At 58.1% G+C, this 18,851-nt stretch carries 16 protein-coding genes and 1 pseudogene; 7 read left to right on the top strand and 10 right to left on the bottom strand.

Annotation, left to right across the window (positions count from 1 at the left end; all coding sequences use genetic code 11):
• Positions 1–65: 65 nt before the first annotated feature.
• Genes trpC through BLU07_RS00365 form a run of 3 tightly spaced genes read right to left on the bottom strand, consistent with a single transcriptional unit; the run spans position 66 to position 2,506 of the window.
• Positions 66–860 carry an indole-3-glycerol phosphate synthase TrpC gene (trpC, locus tag BLU07_RS00375; protein ID WP_092383058.1) on the bottom strand — a complete coding sequence of 265 codons (795 nt, stop codon included), beginning with the start codon at positions 858–860 and terminating at the stop codon, positions 66–68.
• Complete coding sequence (gene trpD / locus BLU07_RS00370) at positions 857–1,903, bottom strand: anthranilate phosphoribosyltransferase (protein WP_092383056.1); 1,047 nt, start codon at positions 1,901–1,903, stop codon at positions 857–859. Before trpD ends, trpC begins: the two co-directional genes overlap by 4 nt.
• Positions 1,904–1,921: 18 nt before the next feature.
• A complete protein-coding gene (locus tag BLU07_RS00365) occupies positions 1,922–2,506 on the bottom strand; it encodes an anthranilate synthase component II (RefSeq protein WP_092383054.1) in 585 nt (194 codons plus the stop codon).
• Between the two features lie 397 nt (positions 2,507–2,903).
• Here BLU07_RS00365 and BLU07_RS00360 point away from each other — a divergent pair, with 397 nt between their 5' ends.
• A complete protein-coding gene (locus tag BLU07_RS00360) occupies positions 2,904–5,129 on the top strand; it encodes a glycosyltransferase (protein WP_092383053.1) in 2,226 nt (741 codons plus the stop codon).
• A gap of 27 nt (positions 5,130–5,156) precedes the next feature.
• Here BLU07_RS00360 and BLU07_RS00355 read toward each other — a convergent pair whose 3' ends face one another.
• From BLU07_RS00355 to rpe, 4 genes and pseudogenes are all read right to left on the bottom strand, one after another.
• The gene (locus BLU07_RS00355; RefSeq protein ID WP_092383051.1) at positions 5,157–5,840 is read right to left on the bottom strand and encodes a TVP38/TMEM64 family protein; all 684 of its coding nucleotides are present in this window, start codon (positions 5,838–5,840) and stop codon (positions 5,157–5,159) included.
• A gap of 5 nt (positions 5,841–5,845) precedes the next feature.
• On the bottom strand, positions 5,846–7,324 hold the full coding sequence (trpE, locus tag BLU07_RS00350; protein WP_092383049.1) for an anthranilate synthase component I: 1,479 nt from the start codon (positions 7,322–7,324) through the stop codon (positions 5,846–5,848).
• Positions 7,325–7,395: 71 nt separating this feature from the next.
• A pseudogene (locus BLU07_RS00345) lies at positions 7,396–8,179 on the bottom strand (phosphoglycolate phosphatase).
• Positions 8,180–8,418: 239 nt separating this feature from the next.
• Positions 8,419–9,093, bottom strand: coding sequence for a ribulose-phosphate 3-epimerase (gene rpe, locus BLU07_RS00340; protein ID WP_092383045.1), 675 nt, complete (start codon positions 9,091–9,093; stop codon positions 8,419–8,421).
• A gap of 88 nt (positions 9,094–9,181) precedes the next feature.
• Between rpe and BLU07_RS00335 the strand changes: the two genes are divergently transcribed.
• Positions 9,182–10,018, top strand: a complete 837-nt coding sequence (locus tag BLU07_RS00335; protein WP_092383043.1) for a DUF3530 family protein — start codon at positions 9,182–9,184, stop codon at positions 10,016–10,018.
• A gap of 10 nt (positions 10,019–10,028) precedes the next feature.
• Here the strand turns inward: BLU07_RS00335 and BLU07_RS00330 are convergent, their stop codons facing one another.
• From BLU07_RS00330 to BLU07_RS00320, 3 genes are read right to left on the bottom strand one after another with little or no spacing between them, the layout of a single operon-like run.
• Complete coding sequence (locus BLU07_RS00330; protein WP_092383041.1) at positions 10,029–10,808, bottom strand: TerB family tellurite resistance protein; 780 nt, start codon at positions 10,806–10,808, stop codon at positions 10,029–10,031.
• Positions 10,793–11,476 carry an N-acetylmuramate alpha-1-phosphate uridylyltransferase MurU gene (gene murU, locus BLU07_RS00325; RefSeq protein ID WP_092383039.1) on the bottom strand — a complete coding sequence of 228 codons (684 nt, stop codon included), beginning with the start codon at positions 11,474–11,476 and terminating at the stop codon, positions 10,793–10,795. The genes BLU07_RS00330 and murU overlap by 16 nt, the downstream gene beginning before the upstream one ends.
• Positions 11,473–12,495, bottom strand: coding sequence for an aminoglycoside phosphotransferase family protein (locus tag BLU07_RS00320; RefSeq protein ID WP_092389468.1), 1,023 nt, complete (start codon positions 12,493–12,495; stop codon positions 11,473–11,475). The genes murU and BLU07_RS00320 overlap by 4 nt, the downstream gene beginning before the upstream one ends.
• Before the next feature lie 145 nt (positions 12,496–12,640).
• On the opposite strand from BLU07_RS00320, the gene BLU07_RS00315 reads away from it, so the two are divergent.
• The 5 genes from BLU07_RS00315 to apaG are packed head-to-tail and all read left to right on the top strand — an operon-like array spanning position 12,641 to position 18,836.
• Positions 12,641–15,376, top strand: coding sequence for an LPS-assembly protein LptD (locus BLU07_RS00315; RefSeq protein WP_092389466.1), 2,736 nt, complete (start codon positions 12,641–12,643; stop codon positions 15,374–15,376).
• Entirely contained in the window at positions 15,366–16,652 is a 1,287-nt protein-coding gene (locus tag BLU07_RS00310) for a peptidylprolyl isomerase (RefSeq protein WP_092383037.1), read from the top strand. Before BLU07_RS00315 ends, BLU07_RS00310 begins: the two co-directional genes overlap by 11 nt.
• On the top strand, positions 16,652–17,644 hold the full coding sequence (gene pdxA / locus BLU07_RS00305) for a 4-hydroxythreonine-4-phosphate dehydrogenase PdxA (RefSeq protein ID WP_092383035.1): 993 nt from the start codon (positions 16,652–16,654) through the stop codon (positions 17,642–17,644). Before BLU07_RS00310 ends, pdxA begins: the two co-directional genes overlap by 1 nt.
• Positions 17,641–18,456: a 16S rRNA (adenine(1518)-N(6)/adenine(1519)-N(6))-dimethyltransferase RsmA gene (gene rsmA / locus BLU07_RS00300; RefSeq protein ID WP_092383033.1), complete on the top strand. Its 816-nt coding sequence runs from the start codon at positions 17,641–17,643 to the stop codon at positions 18,454–18,456. Before pdxA ends, rsmA begins: the two co-directional genes overlap by 4 nt.
• Positions 18,453–18,836, top strand: coding sequence for a Co2+/Mg2+ efflux protein ApaG (gene apaG / locus BLU07_RS00295; RefSeq protein WP_092383031.1), 384 nt, complete (start codon positions 18,453–18,455; stop codon positions 18,834–18,836). The genes rsmA and apaG overlap by 4 nt, the downstream gene beginning before the upstream one ends.
• The last annotated feature ends 15 nt before the right edge of the window (positions 18,837–18,851 follow it).

Here is an 18,851-nt window from a genome sequence, read left to right as displayed (position 1 = left end):
ATAAAACTGATTGATCAAGCAAGACACTACGCACCATGGCTGCTCAAAAGCGGCAGCGCAGGTGCTCAGTAGAACAGGCGCTTGAGCTCTGCGCCCGGGTTGGCGGCGCGCATGAAGACTTCACCAACCAGGTAGCTGTACACCTCATGCGCCCGCATCAATTCAACATCAGCGCGATTGAGAATACCGCTTTCGGTAATCAGCAAACGGTCCGCCGGGACCTGAGGCAGCAAATCCAGGGTGGTATCCAGAGTAACCTCGAAGGTATGCAGATTGCGGTTGTTGATGCCGATAAGCGGCGTATCCAGCGCCAGCGCTCGTTCCAGCTCGGCGCCATCATGCACTTCCACCAACACATCCAGTGCGTGCGTACGCGCCACATTGGCAAGCTCGTGCAACTGCACATCATCCAATGCCGAAACAATCAACAGAATACAGTCCGCACCCATGGCACGGGCTTCCACCACCTGATAGGGGTCAACCAGAAAATCCTTGCGGATAACCGGCAAAGCACAGGCTGCACGTGCCTGGCGCAGGTAATCGTCACTACCCTGAAAGTAATCGACATCGGTCAACACCGAGAGACAGGCCGCGCCTCCCTGCTCATAACTGAGCGCGATCGCTGCAGGGTCAAAGTTTTCACGCAAGATACCCTTGCTCGGCGACGCTTTCTTGATCTCCGCGATGACCGCCGGCTCGCGCCGTGCCGCACGCTCCATCAGCGCGCGGGAGAAACCCCGCGGAGCATCCGCAACAGCCGCCAGCCGTTCAAGCTCGTCAAGCGAGGTGAGCTGACTCCGCTCGGCAACCTCTTGGTACTTGCGCGTGATGATGTTCTGCAAAATGGTCGGCACGCTCACTGACCCGCCTCCTCACGATAAACATTGGTAAAGGCCACCAGTTCGGCAAGCTTTTCCCGCGCCAGACCGGAGTACAGCGCATCCGACGCCAGGTCGACGCCTTCTTTCAGTGTTGCCGCCTGATCCATGGCGTAGAGTGCAGCGCCGGCATTGAGAATGATCATATCGGCAGCCTTCTCGGCGGCTTCGCTTTCACGCTTGCCCAGGGCATCCCGGATCAACGTCAACGAGGCCTGCGGGTTCTCGACGCTGAGCCCGATCAGGCTCTGACTCTTGAGGCCGACATCTTCGGGGCTGATCTGGTATTCACGAATCTCACCGTTTTTCAGTTCCGCCACATGACTCGGGCTGGCCAGACTGAACTCATCCAGGCCATCTTTGGCACAGACCACCAGCACATGCTCGCTGCCCAGACGTTTCAGCACTTCAGCCATCGGCCGACACAGTTGCTCACTGAATACACCCAGCACCTGATGACGCACCCCGGCCGGATTGGTCATCGGCCCGAGCATATTGAAAATGGTCCGCATGCCCAGCTCGCGACGGGGACCAATGGCATACTTCATCGCACCGTGATGCGCCGGGGCGAACATAAAGCCGACCCCGACACTTTCCACGCAACGGGCGACCTGTTCCGGACTCAGGTCCAGATAGACGCCGGCTTCTTCCAGCAGGTCGGCACTGCCGCTCTTGCCGGATACTGCGCGATTGCCATGCTTGGCCACCTGACCACCAGCGGCGGCGACCACCAACGCGGCGGCGGTCGATACATTGAATATATTCGCGCCATCACCACCGGTACCGCAGGTATCCACCAACCGCTCGGCCTTGATCTCGACGGTGGCCGCCAGTTCACGCATGACCTGCGCAGCGCCGGTAATTTCATCGATGCTCTCGCTTTTCATCCGCAGGGCAACCAGAAATCCGCCAATCTGTGCATCCGTACATTGCCCGGTCATGATCTGACGCATCACGTCCTGCATGTCTTCCGTGCTCAGATCAATGTGCTCGACCACTTTGGCCAGTGCCTGTTTGATATCCATGATGTCTCCCTGTGCGGCTTAGCGGCGGCCACCTTGTTGTTCGAGGAAATTGGCCAGGAGCTCATGCCCCTGCCTGGACAGAATCGATTCAGGGTGGAATTGCACACCCTCGATACAGAATTCGCGATGGCGCAGACCCATGATTTCGTCGACCGAACCATCCTCATGCTGAGTCCAGCCCGTCACTTCGAGGCAGTCCGGCAAGGTAGCGAGACTGACAACCAGGGAATGGTAACGGGTCACCGTCAAAGGGTTCTCCAGGCCCGCGAACACCCCCTGCCGGTCATGGAAGACAGGGCTGGTCTTGCCATGCATGACCTGCCGTGCGCGCACCACATCACCACCAAATGCCTGACCAATACTCTGGTGTCCCAGGCAGATACCCAGAATCGGTAGTTGGCCGGCAAAGTGCTTGAGCACCGGCACGGAAACACCCGCTTCGGTCGGTGTGCAAGGACCGGGGGAAATCACAATGCGTTCCGGCTGCAGATCAGCGATCTGCTCGATACTCAGTTCATCATTGCGGATGACCCTGACCTCGGCACCCAGCTCGCCAAAGTACTGCACCACGTTGTAGGTGAAGGAATCGTAGTTATCGATCATCAGTATCCTGGACACGACATCCTCTGCGTATTCAATGGGTGTGGCTCTATTTACGGGAAATGAGCGTAGGCCGGGCGTGAAATATCGGTACGTTAAACCTTGGCACCGACGCCGAAACAGGCAAGACAAAGAAGACAGGGACAGACGATGCTCAGGCATCGGGCATTTTTCCTGGCTCTTCAAGCCATCGCAGTGACGTTCGCAGCGTTATTCTGCCATCACCCCTGCAGCTGCTTGCCCCGAGTTTTTCAAGGCAAAAATTATAGCACGCCGGGCTTGCCTGACGTCCACATCACCAGCCTGGCTCGTGCGCACCGGGGCCGATACATTTCACCGGTTGATGCCGCTATACTCGTGCCATCAAACAACCGAGCCAGAATGGAGACACCCCAGCTCAATGCAAAAGCCCAGCAGACTCCAACTTGCTTATTATCTGGTCGTTTTGCTGGTACTGGTACTGATAACCTACCAGCTGTACCTGTTTTTCTCCGAATCCCGCTACGCTTCGATGCATGTTGCGCAGCTCGAAGAGATACACGCCTCGGTAGGCAACGAGCAGGTATTTTCATTCGCCGTCATCGGCAACATAAACAACTCCTCGAACATTTTCCAGAAGCAGATGATTCCCGTGCTGAATCAGTCTGAGCACAGGTTTCTGATCTCCGCAGGCAACGCCGTCAGCAGCGGCGCGGAAGAAAATTATCGGTCTTTACTCAACATGCTTGCAGAGCTGGAAATGCCCTGGCTCTTGACCTATGGCGAGAACGAGAACAGTGACTTTGGTGATTTCCGTTATTACCAGTATTTAGGGCCCTATTTCTTTTCTTTCACTGTCGGCAACAATCACTTCATCTTCCTCGATGGTACCGGCAATTCACCCTATCGTTGGCAGTTGGACTGGTTAAGTCGCGAGCTGGACAACAGCGAGGCCGACAATCGCTTTCTGTTTGTCGGTCTGCCACTGCACCCACCATTGGAAGAAACGCCCATCTTTGAAGAAGACAACTATTTCTCCGACCCCGAGATTGCTCGCCAATTACTCGAGATCATCGAGCAAGGGGAAGTGGATATGGTTTTCTCGACAAACCTGTCACTACTGCATGAGACCAACATCAACGGCGTGCAGCACATCACAACGGGTGGCGGTGGCGGCATTATCGTTGATGGCGAAAACAGCTTTCATCATTACCTTGCCGTGTCGGTCAATGGCGACCAGATTGCAATAAACCCGATCACGCCCGACATCGGCAAATCATCCCTGTTGCGAACCCTGGACAGCATCTGGTCGGCTATCTATACCTTCTTTTACGTGAGCCTTGCCCGCCTGCTGATCATCGTCAGCGTGCTGGTGCTGGTCGGCCTGAAACTGCGTGAAATCATCTACCAGGATCGTGATTTTTATACCCATTTCAGTATTGATGACAGCCAGTATCGCCAGCGAAAGAAACGTATCGTTTTTTTCACCAACAATTTTTTCCCGTTTATCTCCGGCGTCACCTTGTCCATCCAGCGGCTTTCGGAAGGATTGAAACAGCTGGGCCACCATGTGCATATTGTCGCGCCTGATTATGGCAAGTCGACACCCCCCATGCCGGACATCACCCGCGTACGTACCTTGCTGTCTTTCGGTCAGAGTCGTGAATTTCGTCTGACCAACCCGCTACAGGCCGGCCTGAAAAAACAAATGAACCAGTTACGCCCTGACCTGGTTCATGTGCACCATCCTTTCTGGTTGGGCTCGTTGGGTATGTGGCGGGCAAAACGGGCGGGCGTGCCCGTGATTTATACCTACCACACGCGGCTGGAAATGTACGCACATTATGTACCACTCCCGGGCGCACTCTTCCGCAACGTCATTTCGCACCTGATCATCCGGCGCTTCTGCAACAAGTGTAACGGTATCGTTGTACCCACCTATTCGACGGCAGAGTATCTACGCTTGATCGGCGTAGACAGGCAGTTGTTTGTGCAGCCAACCGGAGTCGAGTTTGCGCATTTCAACCAACCACATCGTTTGACCAGAGAGCACCTGCGCCAACAGCTCGGCCTGGGCATCACAGAGAAGGTGCTTATCAGTGTTTCACGGCTGGGCAAGGAGAAGAACATCAAGTTCCTGCTCGATGCTCTGGCCGAACTGCAAAAAAATCCCGAGCAGCCTGTTCGGCTGGTCCTGGTTGGGCAGGGGGATGACAAGGCGTTTTTGCAGAAACATGCACAATCCCTGGGCGTTGCGGACAGGGTCGTATTTGCCGGCCCGGTCAAACCCGAAGACATGCCGGCGTATTATCAAATGGCCGATCTTTTCGTGTTTGCCTCAAAATCCGAGACTCAGGGCATGGTTATTCTTGAAGCCATGTCAGCCGGCCTCCCCGTCGTGGCTATCCGCTCAAGCGGTATCGATGATGTCATCGACGATGGCCATACCGGCTACAAGACCCTGGATGATATTGGCATATGGTCGAGCAAGGTGAGCGAGTTACTGGGCAATGAAGAAAAACGCCTGCAATTCTCACACGCCGCAGTTGCCGTTGCCGAGCAACACGATGTCAGTGTCTTCGCCAACAATATCGATGGCTTCTACAGCGAAGTGCTGGCCGCTTTTCATGCTGAACAGGCCACTTGAAACCGCGGCCACGGTCTGTCCCGATGCCTACTCGTCCAGGTGAACCCGCCTGTTGGTCAGATAAATGATGACGGCCAGGGCAACGATCACCACAGCCGCAACAGCCAGAGCCTGCCAGACTTGCTCTGACTCACTTGCCAGCAAAATCCTGCCCAACTGACCACCCAGCAGAATCACCGCGACCAGCCCGGGAATCAGACCGATAGCCGAGCCAATCATGTAGGGCAAAAAACGCATGTTGAAGGCACCCGCCAACATGTTGGTCATGGTAAAGGGAGCGATGGGGAGCAGATTGATCACAATCATGCTGTAGGCCGTATTGCTCTGCATAAAGGCACCTACCCTTTTTATCCTGCCGTTACCATGCTGGTCGATCGCTTCACGCCCCAGGTAATGCCCGATAAAATAACTCACTGCCGACGAAGCCAGGGACCCGATGCTGGCATACAGAATCGCCCAGAGCGGATCGAACAGAAAACCGGTAGCAACGACCAGTAGCGTGAGCGGAAACATGATGCTGAGTGACACCACATACAACACAATCAGTGCCGGTAACAGCCAGATGCTTTGCTGCCAGGCGGAGGCCTGCAAGAGCAAGTCCTTCAGCTTTTCAGCGCTGATCCAACCGATATCGATCAAGTAGCGCCAGAGCAAAGCCATGGCCAGGAGCACCACCACGGCAAGGATCAGCCGTTTTACTGCGCCTGGCATGTGCCTTAAACCGCCGACTGTTCAGCCAGAGCCACCGCCCGGAACATGGCACGGCGCTTGTTGATGGTTTCTTCCCATTCCAATGCCGGCACCGAATCCGCGACAATGCCACCACCGGCCTGCACATGCAGCTCGCCGTTCTTGATGACCGCCGTCCGGATTGCAATGGCTGTATCCATATTGCCGTTCCACGCCCAGTAGCCGACGGCACCACCATAGACGCCACGCTTGACCGGCTCCAGCTCATCAATGATTTCCATCGCGCGAATCTTCGGTGCGCCGGACAGGGTGCCGGCGGGCAGAATGGCGCGCAGCGCATCCATCGGGGTCAACTCATCCAGCAGTTGCCCTTTGACGTTGGATACAATGTGCATGACGTTGGAGTAACGCTCGATGACCATTTTCTCGGTCACCTCGACCTGGCCAACCTTGGCCACGCGACCGACATCGTTGCGACCCAGGTCAATCAGCATCAGGTGCTCGGCCAACTCCTTGGCATCGGCCAACAGATCCTGTTCCAGCGCCAGGTCAGCCTCGGGCGTTGCGCCACGCGGGCGTGTACCGGCAATCGGGCGTACGGTTACTTCACCGTCCTCCACCCGCACCAGCACTTCCGGCGAGCTACCGACGACATGGAAGTCGCCAAAGTTGAAGAAATACATGTAGGGCGTCGGGTTCTGGCTGCGCAAAGCCCGATACAGATCAATCGGTGCAGCCTTGAAGTCGATACTCATACGCTGCGACGGCACCACCTGCATACAGTCGCCAGCAAGGATATATTCCTTCACCGTATCCACTGCCCGCTCGTAATCCTCGCGAGTGAAACTGGCACGGTAATCAAGCTCGCAGTCCGGGGGATTATCCAGCGACAATGCCTTGCGCTCAGCCAGTGGCTGGCGGAGTTGCTCAAGCAATTGGTCCAGCCGTGCATTGGCAGCGGCGAAAGCGCCCGCCTCAGCCGGATCAGCGAGCACGATGGCGTGCAACTTGCCGGCCAGGTTGTCGAAGACCACCACTTCATCCGACACCATCAACAGGATATCCGGATTACCCAGCGGATCCGGGTTCGGGCAATGCGCCAGACGTTGTTCGACATAGCGCACACAGTCATAGCCGAAATAGCCGACAAGACCACCATTGAAGCGCGGTAATCCGGGAATATCCGAGACCCGATAACGTGCCTTGAATTCTTCGACAAAAGCCAGCGGATCGGCACACTCGTGCTGCTCGGTTTCGATGCCATCCATCAGTACGCTGACGTGATGCTCATACACCTTCAATACTGTGCGGGCTGGCAAGCCGATAATAGAGTAACGCCCCCATTTCTCTCCACCCTGCACGGATTCCAGCAGGTAGGAATAAGGGCCATCGGCCAGTTTCAAATAAGTAGACAGCGGGGTATCGAGGTCAGCCAGTACTTCCCGCACCAGCGGTATGCGGTTGAAGTCCTGGCCAGCCAGGCGATTGAATTCTTCTTCAGTCATGATCAGCCTCATGGGGCAAAATTATTGTCACACAAACCGGTTACCTGCGCGCACGGGGCAGGTGCTATCAATCAGGCACGCCAACGCCAGCGGGCGAGCGCTTTGATGACTCTCATCAGTTTGCGGTTGCTGACAAACACGGCTGATTCATCCATCGGGTGGGAAGTCCGTAGGCTATATGAGCGCAGCCAGTGAATCAACCAGCAGGTCAGGGTTTTCCTCGCTAATCGGCCGGCCATGATTATACCCATAGGTCACTGCCGCCACGGGCACGCCTGCCGCGCGGGCGGCAAGGATGTCACTGCGCGAGTCGCCCACAAACAAGGCCTGCCGCGCGCTCACCTGCGCCTCTGCCAGCACTTGATGCAACGCCGCCGGATCGGGCTTCTGTACCGGCAAGCTGTCGCCGCCCAGTACCCAGGTAAAATGCTGTTGCAAGCCATGGGCAGCGAGCAGATCCGGCAGAAAGCTACTGGGCTTGTTGGTGATCAGCGCCAGCGGAGTGCCTTGCTGCTGCAGATAATCCAGATATTCACGCACACCGGGGTATAACTGGCTGCGCGAATGGTCCGCCGCATAAGCCTGCAGAAAGTCAGCCAGCGCGGCATCGGCTTCAACCTCATCCACCATCGCATGCTCAATGCTGCCTGCCAGCGCCCGCCGCACCAGCACCCGCGCACCATTACCCACCCACAAACGCACCTTGTCGACCCCGGCCCGGGCGCGGCCACGCTGCTGCAACATGCGATCCACCGCTGCCGCCAGATCCGGCACCGAGTCGATCAGGGTACCGTCAAGGTCGAACATGACGAGTTGGGGGCTTTTATCCGGGAAGAACTTTTGCAAACGCGTCACTTAGCACACCAATCATGTGTCTTGTATCGGACAGCGCGCACACGGCCAACCGGCAGCAGCGGCTGGAGACCCATGCCGTACCGTTAGATGCCAAGCGACCGCCAGGGATGGCGGAAGCGCAGAAAATGCAGGAGCAATTTTCTGCGAGCATCTACGAGCCTACAGGGAAGTATTCACGGCGTGTCCGGCATGGATCTTCAGCCGCTGCTGCCAGCGCAAAGCCATGCAAGCCAAAATATTTATACTTTTACCTGAGCCAACTCAGCCCGCATGGCATCAATCACCGCCCGATAATCCGGCTGATTGAAAATCGCCGAGCCGGCCACAAAGGTATCGGCACCGGCTTCGGCAATGGCGCGAATATTCTGCACATTCACACCGCCATCCACTTCCAGACGAATATCCCGCCCGCTGGCATCAATCAGCGCCCGCGCTTCACACAGCTTGTCCAGGGTAGCGGGAATAAACTTCTGGCCGCCAAAACCGGGGTTGACGCTCATCAGCAGCACCATATCCACCTTGTCCATCACGTACTTCAGGGCATCCAGCGAGGTTGCCGGATTGAACACCAGACCCGCTTTGGCGCCCCCTTCCTTGATCAGCTGCAGCGAACGATCAACATGCTCACTGGCTTCCGGATGGAAAGTGATATAGCTGGCACCCGCTTCGAGAAAATCACCAATGATGCGATCCACCGGCTTGACCATCAGATGCACATCAATGGGTGCAGTGATGCCGTACTTGCGCAAGGCACTGCACACCATCGGGCCAATGGTCAGGTTGGGTACGTAGTGGTTGTCCATGACATCAAAATGAACAATGTCAGCACCGTCGGCAAGAACACGATCGACCTCTTCACCCAAGCGGGCAAAGTCGGCCGACAGAATCGAAGGGGCAATGGCGTAATCAGGCATAGCGGATATCCGGTAACAGCATTATTTGCGCCTATTGTACCCGATAGTGCACTCTTGTACCGACCATTGCCGGTTTCAGGATGCCCCCATGCGCTTACGCCCTTGCCTGCTGTTATTCTGCACGCTTTCCCTGCTATCGGGCACATTCGTTCATGCGCTGGCGGCCGACACCCCGCCCGCCACAGAGCCTTCGGCTCTGAGTCAAAGAGCTGATCTGCCCAGTCGCAGCAGTCGACAAGAAGCAGCGTTGCGACGCGAACTGGACAAGGAACAATTCCGTCAGCTGGAAGCGGGTGATGACAACTTCCTCGGCCTTTTCCTGCCCGCTGCCCGACCCGCCCCCCTGGGTGGGGTTTTGCTGGTCGCTGACCGTGGCGAGCATGCCGATGCTCCGCGCCTGATTGCTGCCAGTCGTCGCCACTTGAGTGATGCCGGCTGGCATACGCTGTCGATCAGCTTGCCGGACAGACTGGGCAATCTGGATCATCTGAGCGATGCCGAACAGGAAATTGCCCGCCAGGCCCATGCCGAGCAAATTCGCCAGCGCCTGCGTCAGGCCTGGCTGGCATTGCAAGCTGAAGGTGCCGAACAGGTTGCCCTGCTAGGGCAGGGTGAAGCCGCCTGGTGGGTACTTCGAACCGCCGGACAGGACAGCAATGATCCAGCCCTCGGCAAGGTTGTTCTGCTTGATCCACGCCCATGGCCGGCGGGTGAACCCTTGCACCGCCTGCTGGAAGCCTGGGACAGGCCACTGCTGGAAATTCACAGCCGAGACGAACCCGACCCCGAGCAGCTGCGGCGACGGGAACGTGAAATCCGTCGACTTGGTCGTAGCCATAACTATGATCAGGTTCAGCATCCGCTGCTGCCGGGGCAGTCGGAAACGTCGTTGAATCGCCGCATAGAAGGCTGGCTGCGCAAATAAGTCGCCGAGCTCAAAATCCGCGATACTGGCGGATACGCGCATAGGCCGCCTTGATATCACGAATCTGTTCGCCGGCATTGTTCTGCACAGTGGCGCTGGCACCACGGGCACTCAGTTTGTCCGGATGATGGCGACTGAGTTGGCGACGATAGGCACGCCGAATTGAGTCCGGGCTATCCGCCAGTGCCACGCCAAGCAAACGGGCATCGCGCTGCAGTTGATCTTCCCGGGCGACGGGTGCCTGCTGCTGACTGTGTGGGCGGTGCTTTTGATGCATTCGCTGTTGTTCACCGCGACCAACACCGACTTTCTTGCCCCATTGATTAAGCAACTGCTGCTGAGCACTGGCCAGGCTGCCGCTGGCCAGTGCCATGCGCCAGCAGGCGTCCATCAACTCCACTGCCAGAGCCGGTTCGCGGCGAGCAAAGCGTGCGACCAGACGTTCCAGACTACGTGCCTGGTCGCGCCCCTCGTTGAACCAGCGCATGGCTTGCAGCCGACGCGTCTCGTCCAGCCGGTATTGTTGCATCAGGTCACGCGCCAGTTGCAGGTGCACGGCCTGCACTCGGCCATTGGCCTTGGCCATATGCCCGAGACAGAGAAACAGTACGCGCTCAAAGCTCAGCTTCCGACCGCCCAGTGCGCGCAGCCGAACCGGCACATCAGTCCAGCGACGCAATCGCCAGTGCCGGTCCAGGGCATGCCCCAGCACGGCACCGAGTAAAGCCCCGGGTATACCGGCAGCCGCGGCACCCAGCAGACCGCCGGCCAGGGTTACCGGCCAGAGCATGTCATCCGCTCCGCTGCGTTGGCCGCCTGTTGCAGACGCTCCGGGGTACCCACATCGATCCAGCAACCGGCAAAGTACTCGCCGCTGAGCTGACCCTTATCTGCTGCCGCACGCAGCAGCGGGGCCAGGGCAAACCGGCCAGGAGTCTGACCGGCCAGGAGTGCCGGGTGAATCACCGCGATACCACTGTAGGTCAGGCCTGTCTGTTCTGCAGCGGGATTCCTGACCGCCCCTTGCCGCATAACAAAGTCGCCCTGCGGGTGATGAGCAGGATTGTCGATCAACACCAGGTGCGCCAGCTTGTTGGCCGGCAACTGCAGACCGGCGAAGTCGAAATCAGTCCAGATATCGCCGTTGACCAGCACAAAGGGTTGATCGCCCAACAAGGGCAGCGCCTGAAAGATGCCGCCACCGGTCTCCAGTGGCTCTGTTTCCCGTGACCACTGTATCTCGACACCCAGTGCGGCACCGTCGGCAAAGTGTGCCTCGATCTGCTCACCCAGCCAGGCATGATTGATGACCACCTGACGGATACCCGACCGCGCCAGTGCTTCCAGGTGCCACTGCAGCAAGGGCTTGCCAGCCACCAGCAGCAAGGGTTTGGGGGTATGCAGGGTCAGCGGCCGCATGCGTTCGCCCTTGCCCGCCGCCAGCAGCATGGCTTTCATGGCGTTAATTCCAGCCGTGCAAGCAAGCGTTGCAGGGGAGCCAACTCAGGCTCGGCCTGGCAGGCGCTCTGCAAGTAGGCCAGAAAACGCGGGGCATCATCCAGATAACGGGGCTTGCCATCGCGGTAACTTATGCGAGCAAAAATACCCAGTACTTTCAGGTGCCGCTGCACGCCCATCAAGCGGTATTGCCGCTGGAAAACCGCATAGTCGCCCGGCAGTTCGATGCCTGCTGCACGAGCACGTTGCCAGTAACTGTGCATCCAGGCATCACGCCGCGGCTCCGGCCAACTGAAAAAAGCATCGGCAAATAGCGAGGTAGCATCATAACTGGCGGGGCCATAGAGCGCGTCCTGAAAATCCAGCACCGCCGGCTCGCCACTGGCAGGCACCATAAGGTTGCGCGCCATGTAATCACGATGTACAAAAACACGAGTCTCGGCATTGATGCTGGCGAGCAACAGCTGACACAACTCGGCCCAGTCTGCACGATCCACCTCGCTAAAGCTGCATTGCAGATGCCTCGCCACATACCAGTCCGGAAAAAGCTCCAGCTCGCGCTGCAACACGGCACTATCATAGGGCGGTAAAACACCCGGCCGGCTGGCTTGTTGCCAGCGCACAAGGCTGTCAATGGCAGCACTGAACAACTGCTCCAGCCAGCTGTCGTAGATACCCGCCTGAATCTGTTCCAGAAAGGTTCGTTGCCCCATATCCTCCAGCAGCAAAAAGCCCTGCTGCAAATCGCTGACAAAAATCCGCGGCACCCGCACGCTCGCCTCTGTCATCAGCTCGGCAATCCGCACAAAAGGCCGACTGTCTTCCTGTTCCGGCGGCGCGTCCATGATAATCAGGCTGAAATCGCCCTGCTGCCAACGAAAATATCGCCGCGCGCTGGCATCGGCACTGGCCGCGCTCAGGATCGGCTCGGCAGCGGGCAAAGGCCCAAGCTCAGGCGCTGCCTGCGCAATGGCGGCGGGCAACCACTGACGCAATTGCACTTCTCTGGCATCCATCATTTGAATTCCTGTCCGGCTGGCGCTGGCTCTGGCAGCGCCCAATGCTTTATTATCCACAATCCTGACGATCAACAGCAGCATGCCTGTTGCGCCTGGCGCGCACAAGGTACTGCCACATCCAGACTGGAAGCCGGATAACAACACCATGGCCTATCGTTCACCACCTTTCGCGCTGCGCTTTCCCCTTCTGCTGGCTGGCAGTGTCCTGCTGGCCCAACCCATGACCACTCTGGCTCAGCAGGTTGACTGTCGTGCCAGCGCGGATGGTCAGGGCTGGGATTGTTCGCCACACACAGCAACCAGCCCTCTGCCACCGCGTCCACAGCGACCAACGGCGGCTCCGCAGGACGCTGCGCCAACTGCAACCGAAACAGCCAATACCCGTCAACCGGCTACACCGGCTGCAGCGGATACCGCCTACCGTCACCTTGACTGGGTCTCGCGGGAAGAGCTCAGCCCCGATATGCAAGCGCGCATCGCGCCCTATTGCGGAGGCACTTATGTTGAACCTCCGCGCAGCGGGCGCGATGATACCACTGCCCCCGACCAGTTGACGGTGTTCGCCGAAGCGGATACCGGCCAGTTCGCGCAGTCACAGGACGTCGGCGAACTAACGGGTAACGTCCTGCTGAATCGCGGCCAGCTGCAGGCCGAATCACAGCAAGCCAGTTTTGATCGCACCAGTAACCGAATAACGCTCAGTGAAGAGGTTCGCCTCCGTGATCGTGGCATGTTGTTGCTGGCCGACCGGGCCGAACTGGAAACAGACACCGGGGCGACCCGTGTCGAAGGTGCTGAATATGTTCTGCATGCTCAGCATGCGCGTGGGACAGCGGCCCGAATTGACCGTCGTGAAGACGCTGTCATTCTGTTGAATGACGCGACCTACACCACCTGCGAACCCGGCAACAATGCCTGGGCGCTGCACGGCAAGGAAGTTGAACTCAATCAGGAAGAAGGTTGGGGGCAAGCCCGCAACGTGACCCTTCGGGTCAAGGACTTTCCGGTCTTTTACACACCCTACATCCGTTTCCCGATTGATGACCGTCGACAGAGCGGTTTCCTGGTCCCGTCCATTTCGGCCAGCAGCAACTCGGGCAGCGAGCTCACTGTTCCTTACTATTTCAACCTGGCACCCAATTACGATGCCACCTTGTACCCGCAGCTGCTCAGTGATCGCGGCTTGTTGATGGAAGGCGAGTTTCGTTATCTGACCGGACGCAGCGAAGGGCAATTTGCTGCAGCGGCGCTGGATGATCGGGAAAAAGAACGCAAGGAACAGTCCAAATACCGCTCCGAGCGCTGGATGTACAGCTGGCAGCACCAGACGGACATTACGCCAAGGTTGCTTGCCTCGGTTGATTACACCGACATCAGTGACCCCTACTACTTTCAGGATCTGTCGACCAATACCGGCATCAATACCGGCAGCTTTCTCGACCAGCGCGGCAACCTGAGCTGGCGTGGAAACAACTTTATTGCCGGGCTGAACCTGCACGCCTATGAAAGAGCCACAGTCACGGATATCACACCCTATGACCGTTTGCCTCAGGTCACGCTGGACGGGGCTGTTCCGGGAATGCCTTTTGGGCTGAAAGCCAGCTACGGCAGCGAGTACGTCAGATTTGAACGCAACCTGATGAGCGGCTTTTTTACCGACCGGGATGGCAACACTGGAACCCCGGATCAACGCTGGTATGACGACCGGTTAACCGGCCTTACCCGCGCTGAAGGTGAGCGGGTACACATTGAGCCGGCAATCAGCCTGCCCCTCAGAGCCGAGTGGGGGTATGTCACGCCCAGCGTCAAGTTTGCCTATACCCGCTATGATCTCTCGCTCGACGGTCAGGGCCGCAGCACCTTGTTGCCCGATGAGCGCTATCAATCATCCCAGGACCGCAGCATACCGATTTTCAGCCTGGACAGCGGACTCTACTTTGACCGGCAAACGGAACTTTTCGATCAGGGATATACCCAAACACTGGAACCGCGTTTGTTTTATTTGTACGTACCTGAAAAAGATCAGCGGGATATTCCAATTTTCGACACCGGCGAGATTGGCTTCAGTTATGCGTCCCTGTGGCGTGACAACCGTTTTTCCGGCAAGGACCGGATCGGCGATGCCAACCAGCTTTCATTTGGCCTGACCAACCGCTGGATTCAGGAAAACGGGATTGAGCGACAGCGAGTGAGTATCGGCCAGGCGCTTTACTTCAGTGATCGCAAGGTACAGCTCAGGGGTATCGATTATCGCAACCGGGCAACCGAGCAATCATCCGTGTCGCCGCTCGCGCTGCAATACCAGTTGCGTTTCAATCAGGATTGGCGTCTGAATGCTGAACTTAACTGGGATACTGACCAGCGCACTACGCGTTCCGGCAGTATCGCCTGGCGATATCAGTCAGCCGAGGACCCGCGGAAGATTGTCAACCTCGCCTATCGTTATCGCAAAGACCGCTTGCGCTTTGACCGCGAAAGCGGCGTATGGACGTTCAATCCGGACTTCGGCACACCAGGTACCGATAGCTACATTGCCAATTACTATAAAACCGACCAGCATGACGTTTCCTTCATGTGGCCGGTTGGCAACAACTGGAGCCTGATCGGCCGCTGGTTGCGGGACTATGGTCGCAATCAGACGGTGGATGCCTTTGGTGGTTTTGAATATGAAAGCTGCTGCTGGAAGTTCCGGGTCATTAACCGCTACTGGATTGATTATGACGAAACCAGCTTGAATCCCAGGCAGAATGACCAGCCCGACCGCGGCATTTTCTTGCAGGTGGTGTTCAAGGGTCTGGGCAATATGACTGGCAGCAATGTTGAAACCCTGCTTACCGATGGTATCCCTGGCTACAGAGAGCGAGACAATAATGCCTTTTAAGCTTTACACCGCAGTCCTCAGCCTGTGCGCAGGCCTGTTTATCACTAGCGCACAGGCACAGGTGGTGCCACTGGACCGGGTTGCCGCCATTGTCGATAACGACGTGGTCATGCTCAGCCAGGTGCAGCAACGGGTGGATAATGTACGCCGCCAGGTCAGCGAACAGGGCGGTGAAATACCCCCGGCAGACGTGCTGCGCCAACAGGTACTCGAACAACTGATTCTGGAAAGCATCCAGTTGCAGATGGGTGACCGGGCCGGTATCCGCATTGACGACAACAGCCTGAACCAGACCATGCAACAACTGGCTCAACGCAATGGCGTAACCCTTGACGAGTTTCGTGCCGCGCTGGAACGGGATGGCATCAGCTATGCCGCAGCCCGTGAACAGGTGCGCCGGGAAATGATCATCAGCCGGGTGCGTCAGCGCCGGGTAGCCGAGCGCATTCAGGTCAGCGACCAGGAAGTGCGCAACTTCCTCAACTCGGAGCTGGGTCGCACGCAGCTGGCCGAGGAATTCCGTCTGGCAATGATCATCCTGCCCCTGGATGAGTATGCCAGCGCCGAAGAAGAAGCCCGCATCCGTGCTGCTGCAGACGATATTTATCAGGAACTGCAGGCCGGTGCGGACTTTGCCGATCTGGCGCGCAGCCACGCGGGTGGCGACCTGGGTCTGGAAGGTGGCGAGCTTGGCTGGCGCAAGGCAAACCAGTTGCCCGGCGCCTTTGCCAGTGCCGTCAGTGAGCTGGACGTTGGTGAAATTACCCGCCCGCTGCGCTCGCCCTCTGGCCTGCATATTCTCAAGTTGCTGGAGGAGCGCGGTGGTGATGGTCAACTGGTCACCGAGTACCAGGTTCGCCATATCCTGATCCGCCCCAGCGAAATCCGTAGCGAGAATGAAACAGCACAACTGATCCAGCGTCTGTACGAACGCATCCGCAATGGCGAATCCTTCGAAAATCTGGCCCGCGCCTTCTCGGAAGACCCGGGCAGTGCGCTGAATGGCGGCAGCATGGGCTGGACCACCGCTGACAGTGTGGTGCCGGAGTTCGCTGAAGTCATGACCACCTTGCCCGAAGGGCAGGTATCGCGCCCACTGGAAACCCAGTACGGCTGGCACATCATCGAAGTGACCGACCAGCGTCGCGTGGACATGACTGACGACATGCGTGAGCAACAAGCCACCAGCTTGCTGCAAAATCGCAAATTCGATGACGAACTGCAGACCTGGCTGCTGGAGATTCGCCAGGATGCCTACGTCGAGATCAAGATCTAGTGCCCGTTGCGGCGATCGCGTTAACCGCTGGTGAGCCAGCAGGTATTGGTCCTGATCTCTGCCTGCAACTGGCCAGCGAGCCTTGTGCACATGAACGGGTAGTCATTGCCGACCCGAATCTGCTGGCCGAACGCGCCGCATTATTGGGCCTGCAGGTCAGCATCAGTCCCTTTGATCCCGGCCGCCCGCCCCGGGCCCAGGCCGCCGGCGAACTCAGCGTGCTGCCAGTCCGGCTCGCCGCGCCCTGCCACCCCGGCAAGCTGGATCCGGCCAATGGCCGCTATGTACTCGAGACCTTGCGGCTCGCCGGCGAAGGCTGCATGCGCGGACACTTTGCCGCGATCGTTACCGCCCCGGTACATAAGGGCGTAATCAATGAGGCCGGGGTGCCTTTTAGTGGCCATACCGAATTTTTTGCCGAGCTGACCGGGACTGAACAAGTGGTAATGATGCTGGCCTGCCCCGGTCTGCGGGTGGCACTTGCGACGACCCACTTGCCCTTGCGTGCCGTCGCCGATGCCATCACGCCAGCACTGCTGGAGCGGGTGCTGCGCATACTGCAGCACGACCTGCAAACCAAGTTCGGCATTCGCCAGCCGCGCATCCTGGTCTGCGGTCTCAACCCGCATGCCGGAGAAGATGGCCACCTTGGCCGTGAAGAGCTGGATATCATTATTCCGCTGCTAATGCGTCTGCGCAGCGAGGGCATGGATTTGGTTGGCCCACTGCCAGCGGATACGCTATTTACCCCGAAACATTTGCAATCAGCCGATGCGGTTCTGGCCATGTACCATGATCAGGGCTTGCCGGTACTCAAGCACAAGGGCTTTGGCCAGGCGGTGAACATCACCCTTGGCCTGCCCATTATTCGCACTTCGGTCGACCATGGAACGGCACTGGATCTGGCCGCAAGCGGCCGGGCAGATGTCGGCAGCCTCCGGGTCGCCCTGCATACTGCCAGCGAGATGCTGGCAGCCAGGACTCAGGCATGACAGATTTTGCTCCGCACCGGGCCCGCAAGCGCTTCGGTCAGAATTTCCTGCACGATCAGGGCGTGATCAACCGTATTCTGCGTGCCGTTCATCCACAGGCAGACCAGCACCTGGTGGAGATCGGTCCGGGTCAGGGCGCCATAACGGCCGGCCTGCTGAGCAGCGGAGCGCGTCTGGATGTCGTCGAACTGGACAGGGATCTACACCCTGTCCTGCTAGCCCAATTTGGCCACAATCCGCAATTCCAGTTACACAAAGGCGACGCGCTGAAGTTTGACTTCAGCACTCTGGAGGATGACGAACGCCCGCTGCGCGTGGTTGGCAACCTGCCCTACAACATTTCCACGCCGTTGATGTTTCACCTGCTCAACCAGGCCACGCACATTCGCGACATGCACTTCATGCTGCAAAAAGAAGTGGTGCAACGACTGGCTGCCGGTGTGGGCGACAATCACTACGGCCGCCTCGGCATCATGGTGCAGTACCATTGTCAGGTCGAGCACCTGTTCGACGTCGGTTCCGGCGCCTTCAGTCCCGCGCCCAAGGTCGACTCAGCCATCGTCCGGCTGACACCCCACCACCAGCTACCGCATCCAGCCAGTGACCCCCGGCAATTGGAAATCGTGGTGCGTGAGGCTTTCAATCAGCGGCGCAAGACCTTGCGCAACACGCTCAAGCGCCTGCTCAGTGCCCAGATCATCGAGGAAGAAGGCATTGACCCCGGTCTGCGCCCTGAGCAGGTTGATCTGGCCGGCTTTGTTCGCCTGGCCAACCGCCTGGGCAAGGCAGACAACAACGAGCAAACCTTATGAGTCAGACCCTGATCGACACAATCCATATCGCTGTTGCCACCCGCTTTCTGAGTGAACAATCACTGCCCGAGCGCAATCGCTATGCTTTTGCCTACACCATCACCATAAGCAACCAGGGTACGCACAGCGCACAGTTGCTTGACCGTCAATGGTTGATAACCGACGGCAATGGCAAGGAAGAGCAGGTCAGCGGGCCCGGCGTGGTGGGCGAGCAGCCGACCATTGAGCCCGGCAACAGCCATACCTATACCAGCGGTTGTATCCTGGAAACCCCGATTGGCACCATGCAGGGCAGCTATGGCATGCTGTGTGCCGATGGACGTAAATTCCGTGCCCCGATCCCGCTGTTCCGGCTGACCAAGCCCAACGCGCTGAACTGATGCACAAGGCCCGGC

It is taken from the genome of Halopseudomonas salegens, from assembly GCF_900105655.1.
Taxonomy (GTDB): domain Bacteria; phylum Pseudomonadota; class Gammaproteobacteria; order Pseudomonadales; family Pseudomonadaceae; genus Halopseudomonas; species Halopseudomonas salegens.
The sequence above is the reverse complement of the archived record's forward strand: the minus strand, read 5'-3'. Positions and strand labels throughout refer to the sequence as shown.